The organism is Azoarcus sp. DD4 (assembly GCF_006496635.1).
Classification (GTDB): domain Bacteria; phylum Pseudomonadota; class Gammaproteobacteria; order Burkholderiales; family Rhodocyclaceae; genus Azoarcus.
This window is the reverse complement of the sequence record NZ_CP022958.1, coordinates 505,799-528,252: the sequence shown is the minus strand read 5'-3', so window position 1 is coordinate 528,252 and position 22,454 is coordinate 505,799. Positions and strand designations below refer to the sequence as shown.

Annotated in this window: 24 protein-coding genes and 1 riboswitch; of the genes, 3 read left to right on the top strand and 21 right to left on the bottom strand. The window is 66.5% G+C overall.

Features of this window, described 5'->3' with window-relative positions:
* Window positions 1–91 precede the first annotated feature (91 nt).
* The 3 genes from CJ010_RS02595 to CJ010_RS02585 form a co-directional block, all read right to left on the bottom strand.
* Window positions 92–1,303, bottom strand: coding sequence for an acetyl-CoA C-acetyltransferase (locus tag CJ010_RS02595; protein ID WP_141016596.1), 1,212 nt, complete (start codon window positions 1,301–1,303; stop codon window positions 92–94).
* Window positions 1,304–1,382: 79 nt separating this feature from the next.
* Window positions 1,383–1,850: a PaaI family thioesterase gene (locus tag CJ010_RS02590; RefSeq protein ID WP_141016595.1), complete on the bottom strand. Its 468-nt coding sequence runs from the start codon at window positions 1,848–1,850 to the stop codon at window positions 1,383–1,385.
* A gap of 102 nt (window positions 1,851–1,952) precedes the next feature.
* Window positions 1,953–2,396: a MerR family DNA-binding transcriptional regulator gene (locus CJ010_RS02585; RefSeq protein WP_141020541.1), complete on the bottom strand. Its 444-nt coding sequence runs from the start codon at window positions 2,394–2,396 to the stop codon at window positions 1,953–1,955.
* 160 nt (window positions 2,397–2,556) lie between these two features.
* Between CJ010_RS02585 and CJ010_RS02580 the strand changes: the two genes are divergently transcribed.
* From CJ010_RS02580 to CJ010_RS02570, 3 genes are all read left to right on the top strand, one after another.
* On the top strand, window positions 2,557–3,585 hold the full coding sequence (locus CJ010_RS02580; RefSeq protein WP_141016594.1) for an MBL fold metallo-hydrolase: 1,029 nt from the start codon (window positions 2,557–2,559) through the stop codon (window positions 3,583–3,585).
* A gap of 41 nt (window positions 3,586–3,626) precedes the next feature.
* Window positions 3,627–5,450: an alpha/beta hydrolase gene (locus CJ010_RS02575; protein ID WP_141016593.1), complete on the top strand. Its 1,824-nt coding sequence runs from the start codon at window positions 3,627–3,629 to the stop codon at window positions 5,448–5,450.
* A 61-nt stretch (window positions 5,451–5,511) separates the two neighbouring features.
* Window positions 5,512–5,958: a putative toxin-antitoxin system toxin component, PIN family gene (locus tag CJ010_RS02570; RefSeq protein WP_141016592.1), complete on the top strand. Its 447-nt coding sequence runs from the start codon at window positions 5,512–5,514 to the stop codon at window positions 5,956–5,958.
* Here CJ010_RS02570 and CJ010_RS02565 read toward each other — a convergent pair.
* The 18 genes from CJ010_RS02565 to CJ010_RS02480 all read right to left on the bottom strand — a co-directional run bounded on the left by CJ010_RS02565 (window position 5,955) and on the right by CJ010_RS02480 (window position 22,438).
* The gene (locus tag CJ010_RS02565; RefSeq protein WP_141016591.1) at window positions 5,955–6,767 is read right to left on the bottom strand and encodes a helical backbone metal receptor; all 813 of its coding nucleotides are present in this window, start codon (window positions 6,765–6,767) and stop codon (window positions 5,955–5,957) included. The two genes, CJ010_RS02570 and CJ010_RS02565, sit on opposite strands and share 4 nt — an antisense overlap.
* Before the next feature lie 18 nt (window positions 6,768–6,785).
* Window positions 6,786–7,316 carry a type II secretion system protein gene (locus CJ010_RS02560; RefSeq protein WP_141016590.1) on the bottom strand — a complete coding sequence of 177 codons (531 nt, stop codon included), beginning with the start codon at window positions 7,314–7,316 and terminating at the stop codon, window positions 6,786–6,788.
* On the bottom strand, window positions 7,303–7,704 hold the full coding sequence (locus CJ010_RS02555; RefSeq protein ID WP_240794481.1) for a type II secretion system protein: 402 nt from the start codon (window positions 7,702–7,704) through the stop codon (window positions 7,303–7,305). The genes CJ010_RS02560 and CJ010_RS02555 overlap by 14 nt, the downstream gene beginning before the upstream one ends.
* A 16-nt stretch (window positions 7,705–7,720) precedes the next feature.
* Window positions 7,721–8,200 (bottom strand): type II secretion system protein, encoded by a 480-nt coding sequence (locus CJ010_RS02550; protein ID WP_141016589.1) that lies wholly within the window; start codon window positions 8,198–8,200, stop codon window positions 7,721–7,723.
* A gap of 5 nt (window positions 8,201–8,205) precedes the next feature.
* Window positions 8,206–10,437, bottom strand: coding sequence for a secretin N-terminal domain-containing protein (locus CJ010_RS02545; RefSeq protein WP_141016588.1), 2,232 nt, complete (start codon window positions 10,435–10,437; stop codon window positions 8,206–8,208).
* The gene (locus CJ010_RS02540) at window positions 10,421–10,933 is read right to left on the bottom strand and encodes a hypothetical protein (RefSeq protein WP_141016587.1); all 513 of its coding nucleotides are present in this window, start codon (window positions 10,931–10,933) and stop codon (window positions 10,421–10,423) included. The genes CJ010_RS02545 and CJ010_RS02540 overlap by 17 nt, the downstream gene beginning before the upstream one ends.
* Window positions 10,930–11,472 (bottom strand): GspMb/PilO family protein, encoded by a 543-nt coding sequence (locus CJ010_RS02535; protein WP_141016586.1) that lies wholly within the window; start codon window positions 11,470–11,472, stop codon window positions 10,930–10,932. The genes CJ010_RS02540 and CJ010_RS02535 overlap by 4 nt, the downstream gene beginning before the upstream one ends.
* Window positions 11,469–12,005, bottom strand: a complete 537-nt coding sequence (locus CJ010_RS02530) for a hypothetical protein (protein ID WP_141016585.1) — start codon at window positions 12,003–12,005, stop codon at window positions 11,469–11,471. Before CJ010_RS02530 ends, CJ010_RS02535 begins: the two co-directional genes overlap by 4 nt.
* Window positions 11,996–12,733: a hypothetical protein gene (locus CJ010_RS02525; RefSeq protein ID WP_141016584.1), complete on the bottom strand. Its 738-nt coding sequence runs from the start codon at window positions 12,731–12,733 to the stop codon at window positions 11,996–11,998. Before CJ010_RS02525 ends, CJ010_RS02530 begins: the two co-directional genes overlap by 10 nt.
* Entirely contained in the window at window positions 12,714–14,393 is a 1,680-nt protein-coding gene (locus CJ010_RS02520; RefSeq protein WP_141016583.1) for a GspE/PulE family protein, read from the bottom strand. Before CJ010_RS02520 ends, CJ010_RS02525 begins: the two co-directional genes overlap by 20 nt.
* Window positions 14,279–15,454: a type II secretion system F family protein gene (locus CJ010_RS02515; protein ID WP_141016582.1), complete on the bottom strand. Its 1,176-nt coding sequence runs from the start codon at window positions 15,452–15,454 to the stop codon at window positions 14,279–14,281. The genes CJ010_RS02520 and CJ010_RS02515 overlap by 115 nt, the downstream gene beginning before the upstream one ends.
* 18 nt (window positions 15,455–15,472) lie before the next feature.
* A complete protein-coding gene (gene gspG / locus CJ010_RS02510; protein ID WP_141016581.1) occupies window positions 15,473–15,922 on the bottom strand; it encodes a type II secretion system major pseudopilin GspG in 450 nt (149 codons plus the stop codon).
* A 196-nt stretch (window positions 15,923–16,118) separates the two neighbouring features.
* Window positions 16,119–16,997, bottom strand: coding sequence for a PEP-CTERM sorting domain-containing protein (locus CJ010_RS02505; RefSeq protein WP_141016580.1), 879 nt, complete (start codon window positions 16,995–16,997; stop codon window positions 16,119–16,121).
* Window positions 16,998–17,306: 309 nt separating this feature from the next.
* Entirely contained in the window at window positions 17,307–19,088 is a 1,782-nt protein-coding gene (locus CJ010_RS02500; protein ID WP_240794480.1) for a S8 family serine peptidase, read from the bottom strand.
* 105 nt (window positions 19,089–19,193) lie between these two features.
* A riboswitch (cyclic di-GMP riboswitch) is annotated at window positions 19,194–19,281 on the bottom strand.
* A gap of 415 nt (window positions 19,282–19,696) precedes the next feature.
* Window positions 19,697–20,119, bottom strand: a complete 423-nt coding sequence (locus tag CJ010_RS02495; RefSeq protein ID WP_240794479.1) for a PilZ domain-containing protein — start codon at window positions 20,117–20,119, stop codon at window positions 19,697–19,699.
* 121 nt (window positions 20,120–20,240) lie between these two features.
* Window positions 20,241–21,026, bottom strand: a complete 786-nt coding sequence (locus tag CJ010_RS02490) for an SDR family oxidoreductase (RefSeq protein WP_141016578.1) — start codon at window positions 21,024–21,026, stop codon at window positions 20,241–20,243.
* Window positions 21,027–21,105: 79 nt separating this feature from the next.
* Window positions 21,106–21,750: a thiol:disulfide interchange protein DsbA/DsbL gene (locus CJ010_RS02485; RefSeq protein ID WP_141016577.1), complete on the bottom strand. Its 645-nt coding sequence runs from the start codon at window positions 21,748–21,750 to the stop codon at window positions 21,106–21,108.
* Window positions 21,751–21,838: 88 nt separating this feature from the next.
* The gene (locus CJ010_RS02480; protein WP_141016576.1) at window positions 21,839–22,438 is read right to left on the bottom strand and encodes an SPOR domain-containing protein; all 600 of its coding nucleotides are present in this window, start codon (window positions 22,436–22,438) and stop codon (window positions 21,839–21,841) included.
* Between the last annotated feature and the right edge of the window lie 16 nt (window positions 22,439–22,454).

Below are 22,454 nucleotides of genomic sequence, written 5' to 3'. Positions count from 1 at the left end.
AGCTGGCGAGGACTGTCCGAGGCCGCAGGCCGAGTTCCGCAGCCTGCGGAGCAAGTACCCGGCGCGGCCGGCGTTTCAACGCGCCAAGGGATCAGCCGCCACAAGCCACGGCAGCATTCACCTCGATCGCCATCGCGGTCGCCTCGCCCCCGCCGATGCACAGGCTGGCCACGCCGCGCTTCAGCCCGCGCCGGCGCAGCGCGCCGATCAGCGTCACCAGGATGCGCGCACCGGACGCGCCGATCGGATGGCCCAACGCACACGCGCCGCCATTCACATTGACCTTGTCGTGCGGCAGGTTCAGCTCCTTCATCGCCGCCATCGTCACCACCGCGAAGGCCTCGTTGATCTCCCACAGATCCACGTCGCCCACGCCCCAGCCCGCCTTCGCCAGCACCTTCTGCATCGCCCCCACCGGTGCGGTGGTGAACCAGGCCGGCTCCTGCGCATGGGTTGCGTGACCGACGATGGTCGCCAGCGGCGCCAGCCCGAGCTTGTCGGCGGTCGACCTGCGCATCAGCACCAGCGCCGCCGCGCCATCGGAAATCGACGACGAATTCGCCGCGGTCACCGTGCCATCCTTCTTGAACGCCGGCTTCAGCGTGCCGATCTTGTCGAGCTGCGCCTTCAGCGGCTGCTCGTCCTTGTCGACCACCACATCGCCCTTGCGCCCGGCCACCGTCACCGGCACCACTTCCCAGGTGAAAGCGCCCTCGTTGATCGCCGCCTGCGCGCGCTGCGTAGACGCCACCGCGAACTCGTCCTGCGCACTGCGGCTAAAATCGAAATGCGCGGCGCAATCCTCGGCGAAAGTGCCCATCAGGCGGCCCCTGGTTTCCTTCGCGTAGCTGTCTTCCAGACCGTCGAGGAACATGTGGTCGAGCAGCTGGCCGTGACCCAGGCGATAACCGCCGCGCGCCTTCGGCAGCAGATAAGGTGCGTTCGACATCGACTCCATGCCGCCCGCCACCATCACCTCGTTGGTGCCGGCCAGCAGCAGGTCGTGGGCCAGCATGGTCGCCTTCATGCCCGAACCGCAGACCTTGTTGATCGTCGTGCAGCCCGCCGCCAGCGGCAGCCCGGCGCCCAACGCCGCCTGACGCGCCGGCGCCTGGCCGACACCGGCGGGCAGCACGCAGCCCATGATCACCTCCTGCACCTGTTCGGGCGCGAGGCGCGCGCGCTCCACCGCCGACTTGATCGCGATGGCGCCGAGCTGCGGCCCGGTGAGGCCGGAAAGATCGCCCTGGAAGCCGCCCATCGGCGTGCGGGCGACGGAAACGATGACTACGGGATCGGACATGCTGGCTGCTCCTGTTGCTGTCTGTCGATTCATGCGCCGCGCCCGCCGAACGGACGCGGCCCTGGGTGCCGGCGAGGACTCAGCCGGCAAGTTCCTTCTTGCCGTGCATGGCCATGATGGTCTGCTGCATCACCGCGCACAGGTTCCACTTCTCGTCGCGGATCGCATACACCTCGGCGCGGGTGATCAGCAGCGTGCGGCCGGGCTTGATGACCTCGCCGCGCGCCACCAGGCGTTGACCGTCGGCAGGGGCGATGAGGTTCAGCTTGTATTCGACCGTAAGCACGCTGGTGTCGTGCGGCGTCAGCGTGTTGGCGGCATAACCGGCAGCGGAATCGGCGATCATGCCCACCACGCCGCCGTGGATGTAGCCGTGCTGCTGGGTGATCTCCGGCCGATGCGGCAGATGGATTTCGGTATAGCCGGGCTCGACCACCGCCAGTTCGGCACCGATCAGTGCCATCGCCTGCTGCTGGGCAAAGCTGGCGCGCACGCGCGCCGCGTAGTCCGGGTCGCGCGGCTGGAACTGCAGCGGCTCGTGTCGCATCGGGGTCTCCTCCACCGCGAAGGCGTGGCTGCCTTCGAATCATTTGTGCTTTCGCGATCTTTTTATTACGTTTACGTCAACGTAAACTAACTGGAAAAAAAATCAAGCGGTGCTGGCGTTGTCGATGCGGCGGACCAGCTCGGCGCGCGCCGCCGCAGCACCCTCGGCGTTGTGACCGAGCAAGGCGCGGCACTGCTCTTCGAGCACGTCGATCTCCTGCATCACCGCCTCGATGTCGAGGCGCTGCTGTTCGAGCGCAGCGCGGCGCGCGGCCAGCCCGGCCAGGAAGCGCTCGAGCTGCGGTGCGGAGTTGCGCACGCCGTCGTACATGTCGAGCAGTTCCTTGATGTCGGCGAGCGAGAAACCGAGGCGCTTGCCGCGCAAGGTCAGTTTGAGGCGGGTACGATCGGTCCGGGAATAGACCCGCGCACGGCCCGACCGCGACGGCGTCAGCAGCCCCTGGTCCTCGTAGAAGCGGATCGCACGCGGGGTGATGTCGAACTCGCGGGCCAGCTCGGTGATGGTGTAGGTTTGTTCGCGGACCATGTCTGCCATTGCCACCGACTCCACCAGGTGTCGGTCAGTGTTTGATCTGGATGCGGATCAATTTCGCATCGTGAAAATATTAAACGGATCCCGGAAGCCACGGCAACGCACTGTAACCGTGGAGCCCAAGCCGGACCAAGCAGGAGAACGAGACAAAGCCATGAACGCCCCCAAGGAACTCCACTACCCCGTCGCCGACCTGCCCGAACCCGGCACCGCCGTCGAAATCGCCCCCGGCGTGCGCTGGATCCGCATGCCGCTGCCGTTTGCACTGGACCACATCAATCTGTGGCTGCTCGACGACGACGACGAACTCGCCATCGTCGACACCGGCTTCGGCCTCGACCCGATCAAGGTCCAGTGGAACGCCGTGCTCGACCTCGAAAACCGCCCGGTGTCGCGCGTCTTCGTCACCCATCATCACCCGGACCATCTCGGCCTCGCCAGCTGGCTGATGGAGCACGACAACGCCACGCTGCACACCACCCTGGGCGAATTCCTCGCCGGCCATGCCATCTGGCACCAACTGCCGGGCTATTCGGTGGCCGACATGGTCGCACAGTTTCGCGCCCACGGGCTCGACCGGGAACGCCTTGACGCCCTCGCCGAACGCGGCAACGCCTATCGCCGCGGCATCCCCGAGATCCCGTCCAGCTACCACCGCCTGTTCGACGGCGACCGCGTCCGCATCGGCGCGCACGAGTGGGAAGTGATCGTCGGCTACGGCCACGCACCGGAGCACATGAGCCTCTACAGCGAGGCCCTCGGGGTGCTCATTTCGGGCGATATGCTGCTGCCGCGCATTTCCACCAACATCAGTGTTTACGCGGCAACGCCGGAGGATGACCCCCTCGGCTGGTTCCTCGATTCGCTGCGCCGCATCAGTCACTTGCCCGACACCACGCTCGTGCTACCATCCCACGGCAGACCTTTCAAAGGGATCCGCGCCCGCGTGGAGCAGCTCATCGCTCACCATCGCGAACGCTGCGACGCACTCGTCGCTGCCTGTGCCGAACCACAGTCGGCGGCCGACCTGCTGAGCACGCTGTTCCCGCGCGAGCTGGATACCCATCAGGTCATGTTCGCCATGGGGGAGGCGATTGCCCATCTGAATCACCTGGTGAAGCTGGGAGAGCTGCGCCGGGTGGGAAGCGCCGCGGATGGGTTCCGTTTCACCACGACCAGCTAAGCGGTCCGCCCCGGACCGCGGGAACGAGGAGTACAAAAACAATGGCTGCACCCGGCACCGAACACCAGCACCCTGAACTGCCCGACCCCAAGGAAGTTGCCAAGACCTACGCCGAAGTCGCCCAGCGCGCCTCGCACCTGATCAGCGAGCATGTCCAGCGCCAGCTGAAGAAAGGCGTGGCCGCGCCGGCCGACGAACTCGGCATCGCCCAGGCCTTCATGGACATGATGGCCAAGCTGCTGTCCAATCCCTACAAGCTCGCCCAGGCGCAGATGAACCTGGTGTGGGACTACTTCTCGCTGTGGCAGCACTCGATGCTGCGCTTCATGGGTGTGAATGCCGCGCCGATCGCTGCACCGGAAAAGTCGGACAAGCGCTTCAAGGACGAGGAGTGGCAGGAACACTTCATGTTCGACTTCATCAAGCAGTCCTACCTGATCGCCGCCCGCCACATCCACGACACCGTGTGCTGCGTCGAAGGCCTGGAAGAGCAGACCCAGAAGAAGGTCAATTTCTACACCCGCCAGTACATCGACGCGCTGTCGCCGTCCAACTTCGCCATCACCAACCCGGAAGTCTTCCGCGAAACGGTGAAGAGCCACGGCCAGAACCTGATCAAGGGCCTCAACAACCTGCTGCGCGACGTCGAGGACGGCGGTGGCAACCTGCGCGTCAGGATGACCGATACCTCGGCCTTCGAGCTGGGCAAGAACGTCGCCACCACGCCGGGCAAGGTCGTGTTCCAGACCGACATGATGCAGCTCATCCAGTACACGCCGACCACCGACAAGGTGCTCAAGCGTCCGCTGCTGATCATTCCGCCCTGGATCAACAAGTTCTACATCCTCGACCTGCGCGAGAAGAACTCCTACATCAAGTGGTGCGTCGATCAGGGCCACACCGTGTTCGTGATCTCGTGGGTGAACCCGGACGAGCGCCAGGCCGAGAAGACCTTCGAGTCCTACGTCAAGGAAGGCGTGATCGCCGCCCTCGACGCCATCGAGAAGCAGACCGGAGAGAAGGAAGTGAACGCCGCCGGCTACTGCCTGGGCGGCACCCTGCTGGCCACCACGCTCGCCTACCTGGCGGCGAAGAAGGAAAAGCGCATCGCCGCCGCCACCTTCTTCACCACCATGACGGACTTCTCCGAACCGGGCGAGTTGGGCGTGTTCATCGACGAAGGCCAGATCTCCAGCCTCGAGAAGAAGATGTTCGAACGCGGCTACCTGGAAGGCTCGGAGATGGCCGGCACCTTCAACATGATGCGGGCCAACGACCTGATCTGGTCCTTCGTGGTGAACAACTACCTGCTCGGCAAGGACCCCTTCCCCTTCGACCTGCTGTACTGGAACTCCGATTCCACCCGCATGCCGGCGAAGATGCACAGCTTCTACCTGCGCGCGATGTACATGGAGAACCGCCTGGTCGAGCCGGGTGGCGTCGAGATCGACGGCGTGCCCATCGACCTCGGCAAGATCAAGGTGCCGTGCTACTTCATCTCGACGATCGAGGACCACATCGCGCCGTGGAAGAGCACCTACATGGGGGCACGCAACTTCGGTGGCCCTGTGCGCTTCGTGCTCGGCGGCTCCGGTCATATCGCCGGCATCGTCAATCCGCCGGTGGCCAACAAGTACGGCTACTGGCTCAACCCGGTGGCCAAGCTGCCGGCCACCGCCGACGCCTGGTTCGAAGGCGCCCAGCAGCAGGCCGGTTCGTGGTGGACCGACTGGCAGGCCTGGGTCAGCGCCCATGACACCGAGCAGGTCGCCCCGCGCGATCCGGCCAATGGCAAGCTGAAGGCGCTGGAAGACGCGCCGGGTTCCTTCGTCAAGATCCGCCTGGACGCCCGCAAGGCGGCCTGAGCGGCCTCTGCAGCAAGGCTCGGGGGAAGGACGGCGTCCTTCCCCTTTTCATTTGTACCCGATGTCCTATCCCACACGTCTGGTGCTAGACACCAATACCGTGATGGCGCTGTGGTTCTTCCGCGACCCCGGCCTCACCGCACTGCACACCGCGCTCGACAGCCCGCGCTACGTCCCCTGCTGTCGCGAAGACGCCCTGGAGGAACTGCGCCGCGTGCTCGGCTACAGCCAGTTCGCCATCGCCGCCACCGAGCAGACACGCATCCTGGGTAGCTACCGCGAACGCGTAAAGCTGATCGCGGCATCCGACCCGGCGGCAGAAACGCCGCTGCTGCCGCTGTGCCGCGACCGCGACGACCAGAAATTCCTCGAGATCACCCGCGACGCCACCGCCGACTACCTGCTGACACGGGACAAGGCGTTGCTGCGCCTGGCCCGCCACCGGCTGGTGCGCGACCGCTTCCAGATCCTGACCCCGGAGCGCTTCGTCTCCGACCGGCTTGCCTAGACGGCGAGGCGGCGGCGCAAGGCCGCCAGGTAACGCAGACCGGCGATTGCCCGGCTGCCATACCACGACGCCATTTCGCCGTCGATGAGGTTGACCGGGCGCCCCGACAGCGCAGCCACTTCCGCCATATGGCGCTCGCCGAAGGTATAGGGCTCGGTGGAGAGAAAGACGCGCGCCGCGTCGGCAACCCAGGGCGCCTGCCAGTCCACCGTCGGATAGCGCAGGCTTGCCTCCTGCGGCAGCGTGATCCAGCCGACTGCAGCGAGCATCGCCGAGATGTAGGTTGCGCTCGCCACCGTCATCCAGGGCTCGCGCCAGATCAGGTAGAGCACCCGCTCCGGCGGCAAGGCGGCCGTCACTTCCGCCGCCTCGTCGAGTGCGGCGCGCAGCCCGTCGGCCAGCTGCGCCGCCTCCGCCGCGCGGCCAAACACGCCGCCGAGCAGGCGGTACAGCGCGAAATTGTCCGCTGGCACGCACGGATGGGTAACGATGATCTCCGGCACGAAAGTCGCCAGCTCGTCCACCGTCTCGCGCCGGTTCTCATCGATGTTCACGATCACATGGGTCGGCGCCAGGGCGCGTATCGCATCGAGCTTGACGTCCTTGGTGCCGCCGACCTTGGGCACGGTGCGCAGGCGTTCGCGCGGATGGATGCAGAAGCCGGTGCGCCCGACCAGGCTGTCGGCCAGCTCGAGCTCGCAGATCAGCTCGGTGATGGAAGGCACCAGGCAGACGATGCGGGGCGTGTCGGCAACGGGCCGATGGCGGGTGCCAACGGCGTCGGTCAATTCATCGAGATCAAACGTCATCCAGCGACATGCTCCGGATCAGGCGCCCGTCGGGCTGTTTGCATTACGCGGCGGCGGCAGCGGGGAAAACTCCGGCGTGCCCGCCGCCCGCGGCCGGAACACCCATTCGGTGTAGCTTGCCGCGTTCTCCGCAGCGCTGCCGAGTTCGAGCGGGAGGTCGGCGCGTCGTATCGGCACCGCCGTGGCCAGGCTGTGGATACCGACGATCACCTCGCCGTCGCGGATCAGGCCCCACTCGGCCCGGCCGCTGAAGGGATCACGGTAGATGCGCCGCAGGTGGCGCCGCGGCACCGGGAAGCGGCGGTCCTCCAGCAATTGACCGAGATCGGTCGGCCACGGCCGCGTCCCGACAGGCGATTCGTCGCGGTAACGCGCCAGCGCGCGCGCCATCTCGACGCCGATGGCGAGCAGTTCGGCCTCGCGTTCGCGCTGGGCGAGCGTCTGCCACACCACGCCGGCCTGCGCCAGGAACAGGCCCAGCGCTGCGGCCATGAAGAGCACGAGCAGGTAAGTGTAGCCGCGCTGCGACGCGAGCCTACCAGTCCGCATAGGCCGTCCCGTCCAGGCCGTTGCCGGGGGCGCCACTGCGCACGTCCCATACGCCGGTCTCCTGGCCGCCGGGCGGCGGCACTTCCTGCCAGCTGGTGGCGAGATCGGTGATCGGGTCCTTGGGCATCGCACGCAGATAACGCTTGCTCACCAGCTCCTGCAGATTTTCGGGGAAACGCCCGGTATCGGCGCGAAACTTGTCGATGGCGTCGCGCATCACCGCCAGCGACTGGTGCAGCGAATTCTCGCGCGCACGGTCCAGGTGGTCGAAATAGCGCGGCGCCGCGATCGACAGCAGGGTCGCGATGATCGCCATCACCACCAGCAACTCGATCAGCGTGAAGCCGCGTGCGATCCGCGCGCGCAGCGACCGGTCCGCCCTGTTCACCGCTGTTCTCCTCCTGTCACCAGTCACGATAGGGCACGCCGTTGAGCCCGCTGCCCGGCGTCAGCGAGTAGACATCGAACACATCGACGCCTTCGCGCGGCGCCTCGGGCGGACTGGCGTAGCTGCGCCGCCCCCAGGTCTGCGCCGCCGGCACCGTGGCGTCGGCATGAAAGGGGTCGCGCGGCAGGCGGCGCAGGAAATAGAGGCGGCGCCCTTCCGGATCGCTGGCATCGGCAACGCCGTCCACCAGCGCCCCCAGGCTGGGCGGATAACCCGACGCGCCGAGCTTGCGCTCTATCCGGCCAGTGTCGTAGGCCGCCTTGTAAGCGTCGATCGCGTTGCGGATCTGGCGCAGGCCGGTGCGCAGTTCCGACTCCTTGGCGCGCTGCGTTGCCAGTTGCGCCAGCGGCATCGCTCCCGCCGCCAGGATGCCGACGATGGCGACCGTGATGATCAGCTCGATGAGCGTGAAGCCACGCACGGATCGCCGCGCCATCGGCGTCACTGCGTGATCGCCACCGTCGCCGAGCCGGTCAGGGCCAGCGGCTGACGCTGACCGCCGACCTCGAGCGACACGCCGCTGATGGCCACGCGTGCGCTGCCGCTGGCATCGGTCCGCGCGCGGAAGCTGAGCGGCAGCGTGATCGGCAGACGCCCTGCCGGCACCGCAAGTGCGCCGCGCCCCTCGCCGGACGCGGTAAAGCCCACCGGCTCCAGCTGCCTGGCGTCGTAGTCGAACTCGATCGTCCCGCCGTCGTGGCGGCCGTTGCCCTGCAGTTCGATCCGGAAATCGAGCAGGCTGCCCGCCTGGATGCTGGGCGGCGCGATCATCGTGACCGCCACGTCCGCCGGCACCTGCGCGGCGGGTGCAGGCAGGGCCTCCGGCGGCGGCAGCAGGCCGGCCGCCGGGCGCGGCGCAGCACCCGATGCGCTGCCGTGCAGCGTCAGGCTTTTGTCGGCCGTCGGCGACAAGGTGAAGGGCGAGGCGCCCACCATGGCCTCGGTGCCGGACGGCAGGTTGTCGCGCGACGTGACCGGCGCCACCACGTTGCGCACGATGCGCGGCGTGATCAGCAGCACGATCTCGGTCTTGATGCCTTCCTTGCTCTCCGCGGTGAACAGGCGACCGACCACCGGCAGATCGCCCAGCCCGGGCAGGCGCGAGGCGCTGCTGCGCTCCTCGTCGTTGATCAGCCCGGCCAGCACCTGGGTTTCGCCATTGCGCAGGCGCAGCGTGGTCGCCGCGCTGCGGGTGCCGAGCTGGTAGGCGAGCGAGCCCTCAGGGCCGGTCACCTCGCGCACGATGTTGCTGACCTCCAGCCCCACCTTGATCGCCACCTCGTCGTCGAGCGTGACGCTGGGCTGCACATCGAGCTTGAGACCGACATCGAGATAGCTGACCGAGGCCGCGACGCCAACGTTGGCGGTCGAGGTCGTCGTGAACACCGGCAGCTTTTCGCCGATGTGGATCTTGGCCTCGGCACGGTTCTTCACGCGGATGCGCGGGTTCGCCAGCAGGCTGGTGTCGTCGTCCTCGCTGCGCAGCCGCAGGACCGCGGCCGGGTTGGACACATAGGGCACCAGCGCGCTGCCGCGCTCGAGATTGATGTTGCTCGCCGCCAGTTCGCCGCCGTCGGTGCCATCGAGCAGGCCGTATCCGATCTCCGCCGGGAACTGCAGGCCGATGTCACGCAACTTGTTGCGGCTGACCTCCAGCACCTCGACCTCCAGCATCACCTCCGGCTCGGCGACGTCGAGCGAGGCCAACAGCCGTTCGGCCAGGCGCACGGCCTCGGGCGTGTCCTTGACCACCAGCAGGTTCAGCTTCTCGTCGATGAAGAGGTCGCGCGTCTTCACCAGCTGCTTCAGCAAGGCCTGCGCCTGCTTGGCGTCGGCATGCGAAAGGTAGAAGCTGCGCGACACCAGCTCCAGGTACTCGCGCTGCTTGGCGGGCGTCGCCGGGAAGATCAGCACCGTGTTCGCGTTGAGCTGGCGGCGCTGCAGCTGCTGCGTCCAGGTGATCAGCCTGATCACCTCCTCCACCGGGGTATCGCGCACGAACACGCTGACCGGCGCCTCGGTGCGGACCTCGCTGTCGAAGATGAAATTGAGCCCGACCGCGGTCGACAAAGCCTCGAACACCGCCCGCAGCGGTGCGTCGCGGAACTGCAGGCTGACCGTACGCGCCAGCATGCCGCCCGGCGCCACCGCCGGCCCCGCCTTCAGGCGGCGTTCGTCCACCTCGTGCATCAACCGTTGCGCCCGCTGGTTGGCCGGCGCCTCGGCCAGCACCGAGCGCGCGCGATGCTCCGCGGCATCCAGATCGCCCCTTCCCAGCGCGACCTCGCCCTCGGCCAGCCGCGCCTGGCGACGATGCTCGGCGGCGATGGCATCGAGCCCCGCGCGCACCCGCGCGTCGCCGGGATCGACCCGCCGCAGCGCGTGGTAGCGCTTTTCGGCCAGGTCGTACTCGCCGCGCTCGCGGGCCTGCTCGGCCAGGGCCAGCTGTTCGGCCGTCACCAGTTCGCGCTGGCGCAGGTAGTAACTGCGCAGTTCGATGTTGCGCGGTTCGCGCTTGACCGCGTCCTCCAGTGCCAGCAGTGCGGTGAGACGGTCGCCGCGGGCGAAATCGGCGCGACTCTGCTCCAGCGACGAATTGGTCGCGCAGGCCGACAAGGCGACAGCCAGCAGGAGGGGCACCCAGGTGCGCGCGTTTTCAGCGGGAGGGGTCATAGGACGGGGCAATCTCCAGCGATTGGCGTTGGCGCAGCGGCATGTAGGTGAACAGGATCTGCGTCGGCGTAATGCGTTCTACACGATAGCGCTGGTCGACGTCCTGGCCGACACGCAGGACATGCACCGTAGGGCCCTCCATCAGCACCACCGACTGCAGGCCCTTTTCTTCCAGGGTACCGAGAAAGCGGAAGGGCAAGGGCGGCGGCCCCTCCACATCGGCAGACGGCGCCGCCGGCGTCGACACTTGCGGGAGTTCGGGACGAAAACTGTAGGGGCGCATGATATCGGCCGCAAGCGCCGGCCAGGTTTCGCGGGCCAGCGTCAGCTTGCCCTGCGGCAGCACCGGCTGCCCGCCCGCCCCGGCAGGCAGCGACCGGGCCGCTCGCTGCACCGGCCCCTGCGTTGCACCCTCGTCCTCCAGGCGCGAGGCCCACCAGGTGGCGGCAAGCGTCGCCGCCAGCGCGACGAGCAGGATGACGGGGCGGCGCTTCATGGCTGACGCCTCACGAACACCACCAGCCTCAGATCGGCGTCGACCGGTGCGATCTCGGCATCGCTGCGGCGGACCGACAGCGCTTCCAGCCCCACCGCCGGCATGGCGCGGAGCACCTCGTCCAGCCATCCGTAAATGGCGGCGAATTCGCCATGCACCGGCAGATGCAGCGCAACGCGCACCAGCGGCGTACCGGGCTCGTCCGCGCTGCGGTAGTCGCTGCGGCTGAGGTCCAGCCCATGCTCGTCGCCCATCGCATGCAGCCGCGTCAGCAATTGCGGCAAGTCCTGCACCGTCGGGAAGTGGCCGTAGAACTCCGCCGTCCCGGCGGGAAGGACCAGACCGCCGGCGGTCTCGCTGCCCTGCAGCAGGCGCGTCCGTTCCGCGCTCAAAGCCTGTCGTCGCAGTTCGATGGCAGGCACTGCGAGCAGATCGATGGCCAGCGCGAGCAGCAACAGGGCCAGGCCCAGCCAGCCGGCCCAGCCCGCACGTCGCCAGGCGCGCCGGACCGGATCGCGGAGCACTGTTCCGGCCTTCACGACCCGCCCCCCCAACGTGCGGATGCAGAAAATTCCAGCACCGTCATCGTCCCGACTTCGACCCACTGGTGGCTGTCGACGTGCGCCTGCCGCAGCCCGCCCTTCAGCGCCAGGGCCTCGACATAGGCGAACGCGGCTTCGAGCGAACGCGCCTGGCCGCGCAGGCGCACGCTGCCGCGGGCGACATCGATCTGCACCTCGAGCAGCCCGACCTCGTCGTCCGGCGCCTGGCCGAGCGCGCCGAACACGCCCGCCCAGTCGGCCTGCAGCTGGGCCGCGACTTTCGAGGCCGCCAGCGGATCGGTGGCCTGCCCCGCCGTCGTCACGCTGACGGCAGGCGCCTGCGCGCGCAGGCGTTCGACAATAGCGGCGCGCTCGGCCAGGTCGGTACGCGCTTCGAACAGGGATTTCAGCTGCAGCGCCAGCACCAGCAGCCCGAGCGCCAGCAGCACCCAACCCAACCAACCCGGCCGCCTGCGGTTTCCGGACAGATCGAGCGCCAGCGCGGCGGGGGCATTGCGTCTCAGGCGCATGCGGGCTCCTTCAGCCGGGATGCCCGCCATCCGGCCGGCACCAGCGGTGCAAAGCCCACGGCGTACAGGGTGCCCGGTTCCACCCGCGGCTCGACGGACTCGGGCGCAGCGTCGGACAACCAGCTTTCCAGCATGCGGCACACTTCCATTGCAACAGACGGCCCATGTGCCTGGCTGCGTAGGGCCAGCCATTCGCCCTTGCGCCACAGCCCCGCCGTCACCCGCCCTCCGCGAGCCAGCGCCAGCAGGCCATAGTTGCCGCGCGCCTCGTCCAGCCCGGCCTGCACGGCGTTGTAGGCATCGACGAAATCGCCCTCGATGGCGATCAGGCGCAGCCCGCGCGCAGCCGCAAAGGCGCGCAGCCCGTCGACCAGCGCGCGCGGCACAGCGCAGGCCAGCGCGGTGGCGCCGACCGCGTCGCGGTCGCTCACCAGCATCCAGTCCGGCTCCGCCACGCCGTGTACGGTCTGGAAGCGATGCAGCAGCCAGGCGCGGCGCTCGGCCGCACGGACCACCTTGTCCGGCCAGCGCAGCGCGAGATAACGCAGGACGCCGTCGCCGAGGACGACCTTCAGACGCCCGGCACCGCGGGTCGCCGCGCCGTCGAACCGGGCCAGGGCTTCGACCGGCGCCCCGTCCAGCGCCACCAGCAGCTCGCCCGCCGGCCCGCGCAGGCGCCATGCGGCGGGTTCGAGGCGCAGCAGGACCTCAGCCGTGGCGGGTGACACGATTGAGTTCCTCCAGCGTGGTCTGTCCGGCCGCAACCAGCTCCATCATGGCTGCGCGCAGCTCGCGGAAACCGTGCCGGCGCGCGGCATCGCGCACGCTGCGCACCGGGGCGCGCGCGATGATCAGGTCGCGCAGCTCGTCGTCGATCGCCAGCACCTCGGCCACCGCGCGCCGGCCGCGGTAGCCGGATCCGCGGCAGTGCTCGCAGCCGCGCCCGGCACGAAACACGAAACCGCCGGTGTCGCCCAGCCGCGATTCCTCGATCACTGCGGGATCGGGGCTGATCCGTTCGCTGCAATCCGGGCAGTTCAGGCGCACCAGCCGCTGCGCCACCACGCCGTTGAGCGCGGCGACCAGGTTGTAGGGATCGATGCCCATGTGCATGAAGCGGCCGATGACGTCGAACACGTTGTTGGCATGCACGGTGGTGAACACCAGGTGGCCGGTGAGCGCGGCCTGCACCGCAATTTCGGCGGTCTCGCCGTCGCGGATCTCGCCGACCATGATCTTGTCCGGGTCGTGGCGCAGGATGGAGCGCAGCCCGCGGGCGAAGGTGAGCCCCTTCTTCTCGTTCACCGGGATCTGCAGCACGCCGGGCAGCTGGTACTCCACCGGATCCTCGATGGTGACGATCTTGTCCAGCCCGCGGTTGGTTTCGCTCACCATGGCATACAGGGTGGTGGTCTTGCCGCTTCCGGTCGGACCGGTGACCAGCAGCATGCCGTAAGGCTCGGTGGCGAGGCGACGCAGCTCGGCCCGGGTGGCTGGCATGAAACCGAGCGACTCCAGCGTGAGGCCGCTGATTTCGCGGCTGAGATGTTCCTTGTCGAGCACCCGCAGTACCGCGTCCTCGCCGTGGATGCTGGGCATGATGGAGACGCGGAAATCGATGTCGCGGCCCCCGGTCTGGGCCTTGAAGCGCCCGTCCTGCGGCACCCGCCGCTCGGCGATGTCGAGCTCGGCCATCACCTTGATGCGCGAGATCGCCTGCTCGGCGAGGTCGCTGCCAGCCGCCCCGCCGACGCGCGACAACACCCCGTCGATGCGGTACTTGATCTCCAGCCCGCCCGGCACCGACTCCAGGTGGATGTCGCTCGCGCCCTGCTTGAGCGCATCGTAGAGGGTCGAGTTGACCAGCTTCACCACCGGGCTGACGTCGGCGCTGATGCGGCGCAGCGACAGATCCTCGGCGCCTTCGTCACCACCGCCGGCACCCCGCTCCTCGACCAGGCCGACCGCGCGGCGCACTTCGTCCTCGTAACCGGCCAAGCAGGTCGCGAGCGCCTCGTGCGTGGCCAGTACCAGCTCGTAGGCCTCGTCCAGGCGCGCACCGAGGCCATCGAGCAGGTCGCGATCGGAAGGATCGACTACCGCGATCACCAGGCCGCCGCCGGCATCGCGCAGGGCCACGCATTCGCGCTGCAGGGCGGCGTCGAAGGGGATGACCTCGAAGTCGGGCGCCAGGGCACTCAGGCCCTCCGCATCCAGCCGCCGCAACGCTGCCGCAGGCGGGCGGACGTCGATGCCGGTATCGCTGGCCGCGCTCACCCTACGCTCTCCGCAAGCTGGAAGATGGGCAGATACATCAGCACCACGATCAGGCCGATGGCGCCGCCGATCAGCAGCATCAGCAGCGGGCCAAACAGGCGCGTCAGCCATTCGACTTCGCGGGCGGTGGCTTCTTCGTGGAATTCCGCCGCGCGGGTGAGCATCTCGCCCAGGTTGCCGGCACGCTCGCCTATGGTCAGCATGTGGCGGGCCACCGGCGTCGCCAGCCCTTCCTCCACCAACGTGACGGTAAAGCCGCGGCCTTCGCGGATGCGCTCGATCGCGGCAGCCAGGCCGCTGCGCAGGGTCGGCGCAAGCAGCCCGCCCACCATGCCCAGGGCGGTCACCACCGGTATCCCGCCGGACAGCAACATGCCCAGCGTCCGGTAGAAGCGCGCCAGCTGGAAGCCCCGCAATCGCGAACCGATCATCGGCATGCGCCACAAGCGCCGGCCGACCGCGCTCCAGACGACCGGGCTGCGCACCGCCGCCCCCACCAGCACACCCACCACCAGCAAGGCCATGGCCAACGCGATCGCATTGCCCTCGACCAGCCGTCCCCAATCGATCAGGAGCTGCGACAGCCACGGCAGATCGCCGCCGACATCCTCGTAGATATGGGAAAAACGCGGTACGACGTAGCCGAGCAGGAACAGCACCACCAGGCCGCCGACACAGATCAGCAAGCTGGGGTAGATCGCCGCGCTGAGCAGCTTGCCGCGCAACTCGTCCAGCTGCTGCCGATAGGCGATGTAGCGCGCCAGGGCATGCTCGAGATCGCTGGTCCGCTCGGCCGCACGGATCATCGCCACGTAGAGATTCGGGAAAGCGTGAGGCGCCGCCTCGAGCGCACTCGACAGCGTTCGCCCTTCATTCAGCGCGGTCCGCATGTCGGCGATGATCACCCGCACCGCCTGGCGGTTCTCCTTTTCGGTCAGGGCCGAAAGGGCCTCGGCCAGCGGAATGCCGGCACGCAGCAGGGCCAGCAGCTCCTGATTGAACAGCATCAGCGGAAAACGCGAGCGCGCGGGGGTGATACCGGCCCGCCGCAAGGACAGCACCGCGAGGCCGCGCGCAGCCGCAAGCGCCCTGGCTTCGGCCTCGCTGTCCGCATCGAACTCGGTTTCGACTACTGCCGCATCCGTGCCCACGGCTTTCACGCGATAGCGCATCAGCCTCCCCCCGGCCTGTCACCAGTTGCCGATATCGGCGTCCGTCCCCTCTCCACCCGGTTTGCCATCCGCCCCCCAGGACAGGATGTCGAACTCGCCATGCTCCCCCGGTTGCCGATACTGGTAAGGCTGGCCCCAGGGATCGGCCGGCACGGCCTTCTTCAGGTATGGGCCGGTCCAGCGCGTCGTCCCGGCCGGCGCCTCCATCAGCGCCTGCAGGCCCTGTTCGCTGGTGGGGTAGCGGCCGACGTCGAGCCGGTATTGATCCAGCGCCTTTTCAAACGCATCGATCTGCGCCCGCGCCGTTTTTACTTCGGATTTGCCGATCTGGGAAAAAAATCGCGGGCCGACGTAGCCCGCGAGCAGGCCAATGATGACCATTACAACCAGGAGTTCGAGCAGGGTGAAGCCACGGCGCCGATCAACAGCGCGCCTTACCCTTCTCCTCGCATTCCGAGTCTCGCTCATGACCGCCCCGTCGTCGATGAATCGGAAGCAATTGTGTCACAAGGAATCGGGCGGGAAACATCGAAGAGAGTATCAAGACTACAGAAGCAAACCAGCGGCGACCGGACCAGATGCAGGCCCGATCGCTGAGGCCCAATGGTTACCCACTGGGCCTCAGCCTTCTACCAGATATCGCAAGAAAAGCCGCTTTCAGTCCTCACTGAAGCACCGCCCTGCGGCGGACAAGCTGCACCCCCAATAATCCGAACATGGCCAAGCCAACCAGGGTCAGGCTTCCCGGCTCGGGAATGAGCACCGGAGGGATCGTGCAGTTCGGCGGAGTACCAACCGTTCCCGGCGGGCAAACATCGGACGTGCCGCGCGCCTGATACCACCATTCCTCAAAACCGTCGCCAGCACCCGAGAACTGCGTTGCGAATACGATCCTGTCAGTGGTGCTACCCGTGAACACGCTCGTTGGAATCAACACTTCGAGATCGATACCTTTGCCACTACCACTACCGAACACGTCGTAATCGAGCCCCAACGAATTGGCGCCCAGGTCGTACAGGAGTGACCACCCCTGCGTACCCAGATCGGCCAGAGTCGTGCCACTCCCGAGCGTTACGGCACTGGACGAACCCGTGTTGTAGATTTTCAGGAGATCGAGCGACAGCAAGCTGCTCGTTCCTCCCGACGGCTCGTTGATATCAAGAAAGAACCGGTAGTAGCTGGTTCCGTTCACCGTGACAGCGAACAGATCACCGATGGTGAAGGTACGGGTGAACTGTCCGTTGCCTTCCGCGCGCTTGGTATCCAGCGGGAGATCGTTGCTCGGTGCGTCCGTGCTGAAACCTGATTCGGTGCCGTTGTTCTGAACCGTCAGGAACGGGTCGATCAGTCCTGAACCGACCACCGTCGAATTGTCTGGATTCTGGTAGATCGCATCCGGCGTCGAACTATCCGTTGCAAACGTACACGTCGCATCAAGAGAACTCAGACTACACACTGCGGCGTAAGTCGTAGGCGCGGCAAAAAAAAGACTGCCGCCGGCCAACAGTACGGCCGCCAATTTCCCCTTCATCATTGATCCCATGGCACACCTCCTAGAGTGCTTCTGCCGAATACGCGGCTTGAGGTCTGATGATCCCTGATGAACTACCTTGCGCCGCCACTTGAACCGAAGCAACTCCCAGACCAGAATTCAATTTATTGATTTATATGAATAAATTTTCTCGACGTAAAAACACTGTAAAGACAACCGACAGATTGAGCGATAACGGAAAGCGTGCCGCCAAAAAAAGAAATGGCGGACAGAAATCCATTCCTGTCCGCCAAATTCAACGCGTCCGTAAAGCTCCTTCAACCCCCTAGCTACGAACGCGCCTCCGTTATACCTTTCGACTCAACGCACAACCCGTACGCTGGTACTGCCCTTATTGCCGGCCGCGTCATCTGCCTCAGCCGTAATCGTGTGCGTGCCGGTTGTCGCGGAGCGCGCGTTCCACTTATAGGTGACGCTGCCACCATTGGAAGTAGCAACCAAACCGCCGTCGATGTACAACCGCGTCTTCGTCACGGCGACATTATCCGTAGCGGTCGCCTGGACCGTCACACGACCATTCACCTGACTACCATCGCTCAGACCGCCGATACCGACCTGCGGAGCGGCAGTATCGCTTCCCGTACCGGACGAACTCGTAGCATTCTCGACCTTCACGCTGATCGACTTGGTTGCATAGTTCCCTGCCGCGTCGTACGCGTAGGCCACCAAAGTCGCCGTTCCATCAGGTACGGCGCTGCTATCCCAGCTGAAACCGTAAGGGACCCCCGTATCGGTCGCAATCTTCGTCCCGTTCACCATCAGTTCAACGCGATTTACCCCGACGTTGTCACTGGCCGCGACGTCGACGACGATGATCCCTTTGACGGTGCTGCCATTCACAGGATTAGTCAGTGAAACGGTCGGTGCCGTCGTGTCCGCAGCAACGGCACCCACCGCTGCCTGTACCGCCGCAGCCGCATTGACGCGACCATTGCCGTACGACGTATCGAAACCTGCGGTTCCCAAGTCCGTTGCCGTCGAGAACAACAGCTTTTCGACCGAGGAAGCACTCAGGTTCGAGTTTGCCGCCATCATGAGCCCCACCACGCCCGCTGCAACAGGACTCGCAACAGAAGTACCGGAGGCAGCCGTGTAGCCACCGCCGCGCGTCGTGGTCCAGATGCTGGTACCGGGAGCTGCCACATCGACAAACGCGCCATAGCTCGACCAGCTTGCCCGGTCGTCGTTACTCGTCGTGGCCGAAACGACAATGGTCGTGTCGCTGGCCGCAAAAGTCTGCTCGGTGCCGTAATTGCCCGCCGCGGTGACAACCAGCCCGCCTTTACTCTTCATGTACTGCGCCGCGGTTTGCACCGTTGCATAACCGCCTGCACCGGCAAAACTCAGGTTGGCAACTTTTGCGCCACGATCTGCCGCCCAGGTAATGCCAGACGCCATATGGCTGAGCAACCCCTGACCCGACGTGTCCGTCACGCGGATCGGCATGATGCGAGCAGCACCCGCGACCGCACTCACACCAATGCTGTTGTTGCTCGCAGCAGCCGCGGCACCGGCAACCTGCGTACCGTGTCCATACACATCGGCAGTGTCGGAATTGCCATCATAGAAGTTCCAGCCCGAAACCAGCTTCGGTGCCAGATCTGCATGCTGCCCATCAACACCGGAATCGAGAATCGCGATGGTGACGTTTTGCCCTTGGGTCACGTCCCACGCGGTCGGAGCGCCAATCTTTGGAAGGTGCCAAGCGCTACCGAAATAGGGATCGTCGGCAACCAGATCCGGCTTGAGAAGCATGTCGCGCTCGACGAACTCGAGATGCTTGTTGTGCTTGAGCAGCGCCTCGACCGCCTTTTCGGACGCCTGCGGGGGCAGCTGGATGATGCGGACGTTGATGCCTTCGATCTTGCCAACCTGGCGTGCGCCGTGCGGCTTGATGATCTTCTCGAACTCAGCGTCGGACAGGCCGGCGCGCGGTTGCACCAGCAGGCGGCCGGGCACCCATTGTTGTTCGGTCGAAGTGGTCTGCGCGGAAACCGGCAGCGAGAAGGCGCCGAGGGTGAGGCTCGTCAGGGCGGCGATGCCGACGGAGAGGGCCGTTTTGCGGAGGGGTAGAGTGTTCATTTGCAGCTCCATGCATGCGGTGACCGGCCGAGGCACCCTGGACATGGAATTGCACAAAAGGAGATGACGTACACCTACCGTCGCGAGCGAACACCCGCTGCATCACCTGGCAATCCCGCTATCGTTGAGCTTTTCGCCCTTTAGACCGGAGATTTTGCGTCCCCGCCTTTCGGCGGGTTTGCCCTTTTCAGGTCGCCGCGGCCTTTCCGCCGTGGCATGGGTGCAGTCTACGTCAAGGCAGTGACAAAGTTGAGCGGCTTTCCCGCCAATTACCTGATTTGGGTCAAATACTTGCAACCTCATGCACGGCACCCACAGACATCCGTATGCCCCGCAAAATACAGGAGGCATAAGCCGAGAATCGCGCCGAGGCGCTTCTTTCTTTGTTCTGACGCAATCCTCGAACAAGCAGCCCGGCGCTCCTTCAACCCTGTAAACAGGTTCCGCAAAGGCCCAATCTGTTACATAGAGTTACAACTAGACCGCCTCGCCCGTGACGTAGTTGGTCGCAGCAATCATCCACAGCCCATTTCGGGCGGCATGAGCAGCGGCGAGATCGAGCCCGGAACATGCGCACGGCCACCGCCTCCGGGACGAGGCGGACACCGTCAAACCAGCGACCGGCCCAGCACGATGGCGGTGGCGTCCTTTTCGGTGATGCGCACCGTTGCGCTCACGATCACATGGGTGATCAGCCAGTCTTCGAGCCGCGCCAGCACCTCCGCCGGAAGGTCGACGAAGCGGCAGCCCAGCGTCCGACCCGGTGCGCCGACTTGGCTGCCCGCCGGGTTGACGACCACGGCGCGGCCAGCGACCTGATCCGGCACGTCGGCTCGCTGTAGTACGAAATCGAAGCCTTCGTGCGATGCGCCATCCATCGCCGGCATCGAGAAGCCTTCGAGCGAAATGTCGATCAAGGCCTGTCGGTGGCCGTCCACCACGACCCAGAAGCAGGGTTCGCCACGACGCTGCGCGAGAAAACGTTGACGCGCACGACGCTCCGAACTGTCGCCGGTCGGGGGAGGCTGCATATCCATTTCGCTACCCATAACATGCCGATGAAGTGCGCGATGATAAACGAAGCCATGACATCGGAACGTCGCGAAGCGCAGGCCGGCCCATTCGCGGGCATCGTCCGCAGTGCCGGCACGGCTAGAGCGGCAAGCCCCGCGGCTTGCGGCCGGCATGTGCGAACAGGCGGTCGAACACGGCATCCGGCAGCCAGCGCAGCAACTTCGCCACCATACCCATCTGCCAGGGCACCACCGCGTAGCGGCGACCGGCATCGATCTCGCGGGCGATGCGGCGTGCGGCCTCGGCGGCCGGCAGCATGAAGGGCATGGGGTAAGGATTGATCGCCGTCATCGGCGTAGCGATGTAACCGGGCGCGATCGTGCTCACCCGCACGCCGCTGCCATGGAGCTCGACCCGCAGGCTCTCGAGGTAGGCGATGGCGCCCGCCTTGGACGCGCTGTACGCGCCGGCGCCGGGCAGACCGCGGATGCCGGCGACCGAGGCAATGCCGGCCAGCCGACCGCTGCCGCGCATCCGCATCGCCTCGACGAAGGGCTGGAAGGTGGCGACCATGCCGACGAGGTTGGTCCGCAGCACCCGCTCGAAGGCGTCGATGTCTTCGGCGTACTCGGTCAGCGTGCCCACCGATACACCGGCATTGGCGATGACGATGTCGGGCACGCCGCAGGCCGCCGTGAACTGCGCCGCCGCAGCGCGCATCGCATCGCGGTCGGCGACGTCGGCGACCAGCGCCAGATGACGACCGGGAAGATCAGCGCGCAGCGACTGCAGTGCCTCGCCACGCCGTGCCACCAGCCCGAGCATGGCGCCGCGCGCGGCATAGTGGCGCGCGAGCGCTTCGCCCAGCCCGCTTGAGGCACCGGTGAGGAAGACGCGAAGTTGAGCAGGCGGATTCTGGACCATGGAAACGAATCCGGCAGCCTGCGTGGCTGCCGGAGAAGCTGCGGCCGGTGACACCGGCCGGGTGAAGGGGCAGCGGCGTTCAGCCGCGCTTGGGCTGGCTGCGGGTGCGGCCGAGCAACTCGTCGACCATCTTCAGCGTGGCCTCGTGGCTGCCGGTCATCGAAGCCGAGGTCAGGTAGCGGCCATCGACCGCCATCGTCGGCACGCCCTGGATCTTGTAGGCGCGGGCCACCTGGTCGGCGCGCTTGAGCATGGACTGCACACCGAAGGACTTGTAGGCATCCATGAAGGCCTTGACGTCGACGCCCTGCTTGGCCACCCACTCGCGCACGCCGTCTTCGGTGTGCAGCGGCACCTTGTCGTCCTGCACCGCGGTGAAGACCTTGCCGTGCAGCTGATCGACCTTGCCGGAGACCTCGATCGCGTAATAGAGCTGGGCCAGCCTGGCGAGCTGGGCATTGCCCCAGATCGCCGGCACGCGTACGAAGGCAACATCGGCAGGCAGGCGCTTGACCCAGGGTTCGAGCAGCGGATCGAAGGCGCGGCAGTGCGGGCAGCCGTAGTGGAAGAACTCGATGACCTCGAGCTTGTCCTTGCTGTCGGTCGGGACCGCTGGATCCAGGGTCTGGTACGGGCCGGACGCCGGCGCGGCAAGCACCTGGGCGGCCGGTCCCGCCAGCACGGCGAGGGCGGCAAGCTGTTTGAGGGCGATGCGACGATTCATTCAGGACTCCTGGATCAGTGACGACGCGTCAGACGCGATTGGCGGCCGCGCGTTCCGCAATGCATCGAAATTACCGGCGACCGGGTGCTCAGGGCGCCGCCTTGGCGACGCTGGCCTCGAAACCGGCCGAGGCCAGACGGGAACGCACTGCATTCATCTCTTCGGGCTTGGCGAAAGGACCGATACGGACCCGATGAACCACGCGGCCGTCCGGCAACTGGGCACGCTGCGAGCCGGCCTGGATGCCGGACAGGGCCAGCCGGGCCTTGAGGTTTTCGGCATCGTCCGCATCTCCGAAGGCGCCGACCTGCAGCCAGATCTTCTCTGCCGACTTTTCCTCCGGCTTCTCCGGTGGCTTGACCGGCTCCGCCTGCGCCGGATGCTGGGCGACGTTTTCGCCCTGCGGCAGGATCTTGTAGAACTCGAAATCCTGCTTCACCACCGGGCGGTCGCCGGGCTTGCCGGGCAGCGCCGCGGGCGGCTGGTCGGCCGCCGGCGCCCGCGTAGGCGCAGTCGGCACCGTCTGGAAGGGGTTGGCGCGGGTGAAGTACCAGGCCGCACCCGCGGCAATCAGGGCACCCATCACCAGGCCGATGAAAATGCCCACCAGCGTGCCGCCGCCGCTGCGGGCAGGAGAACGCGCCGGTTTGCGCGTGGTCTTGCGCGCAGGTTTGTGATCTCGACTCAAGGACGACTCCGTACGC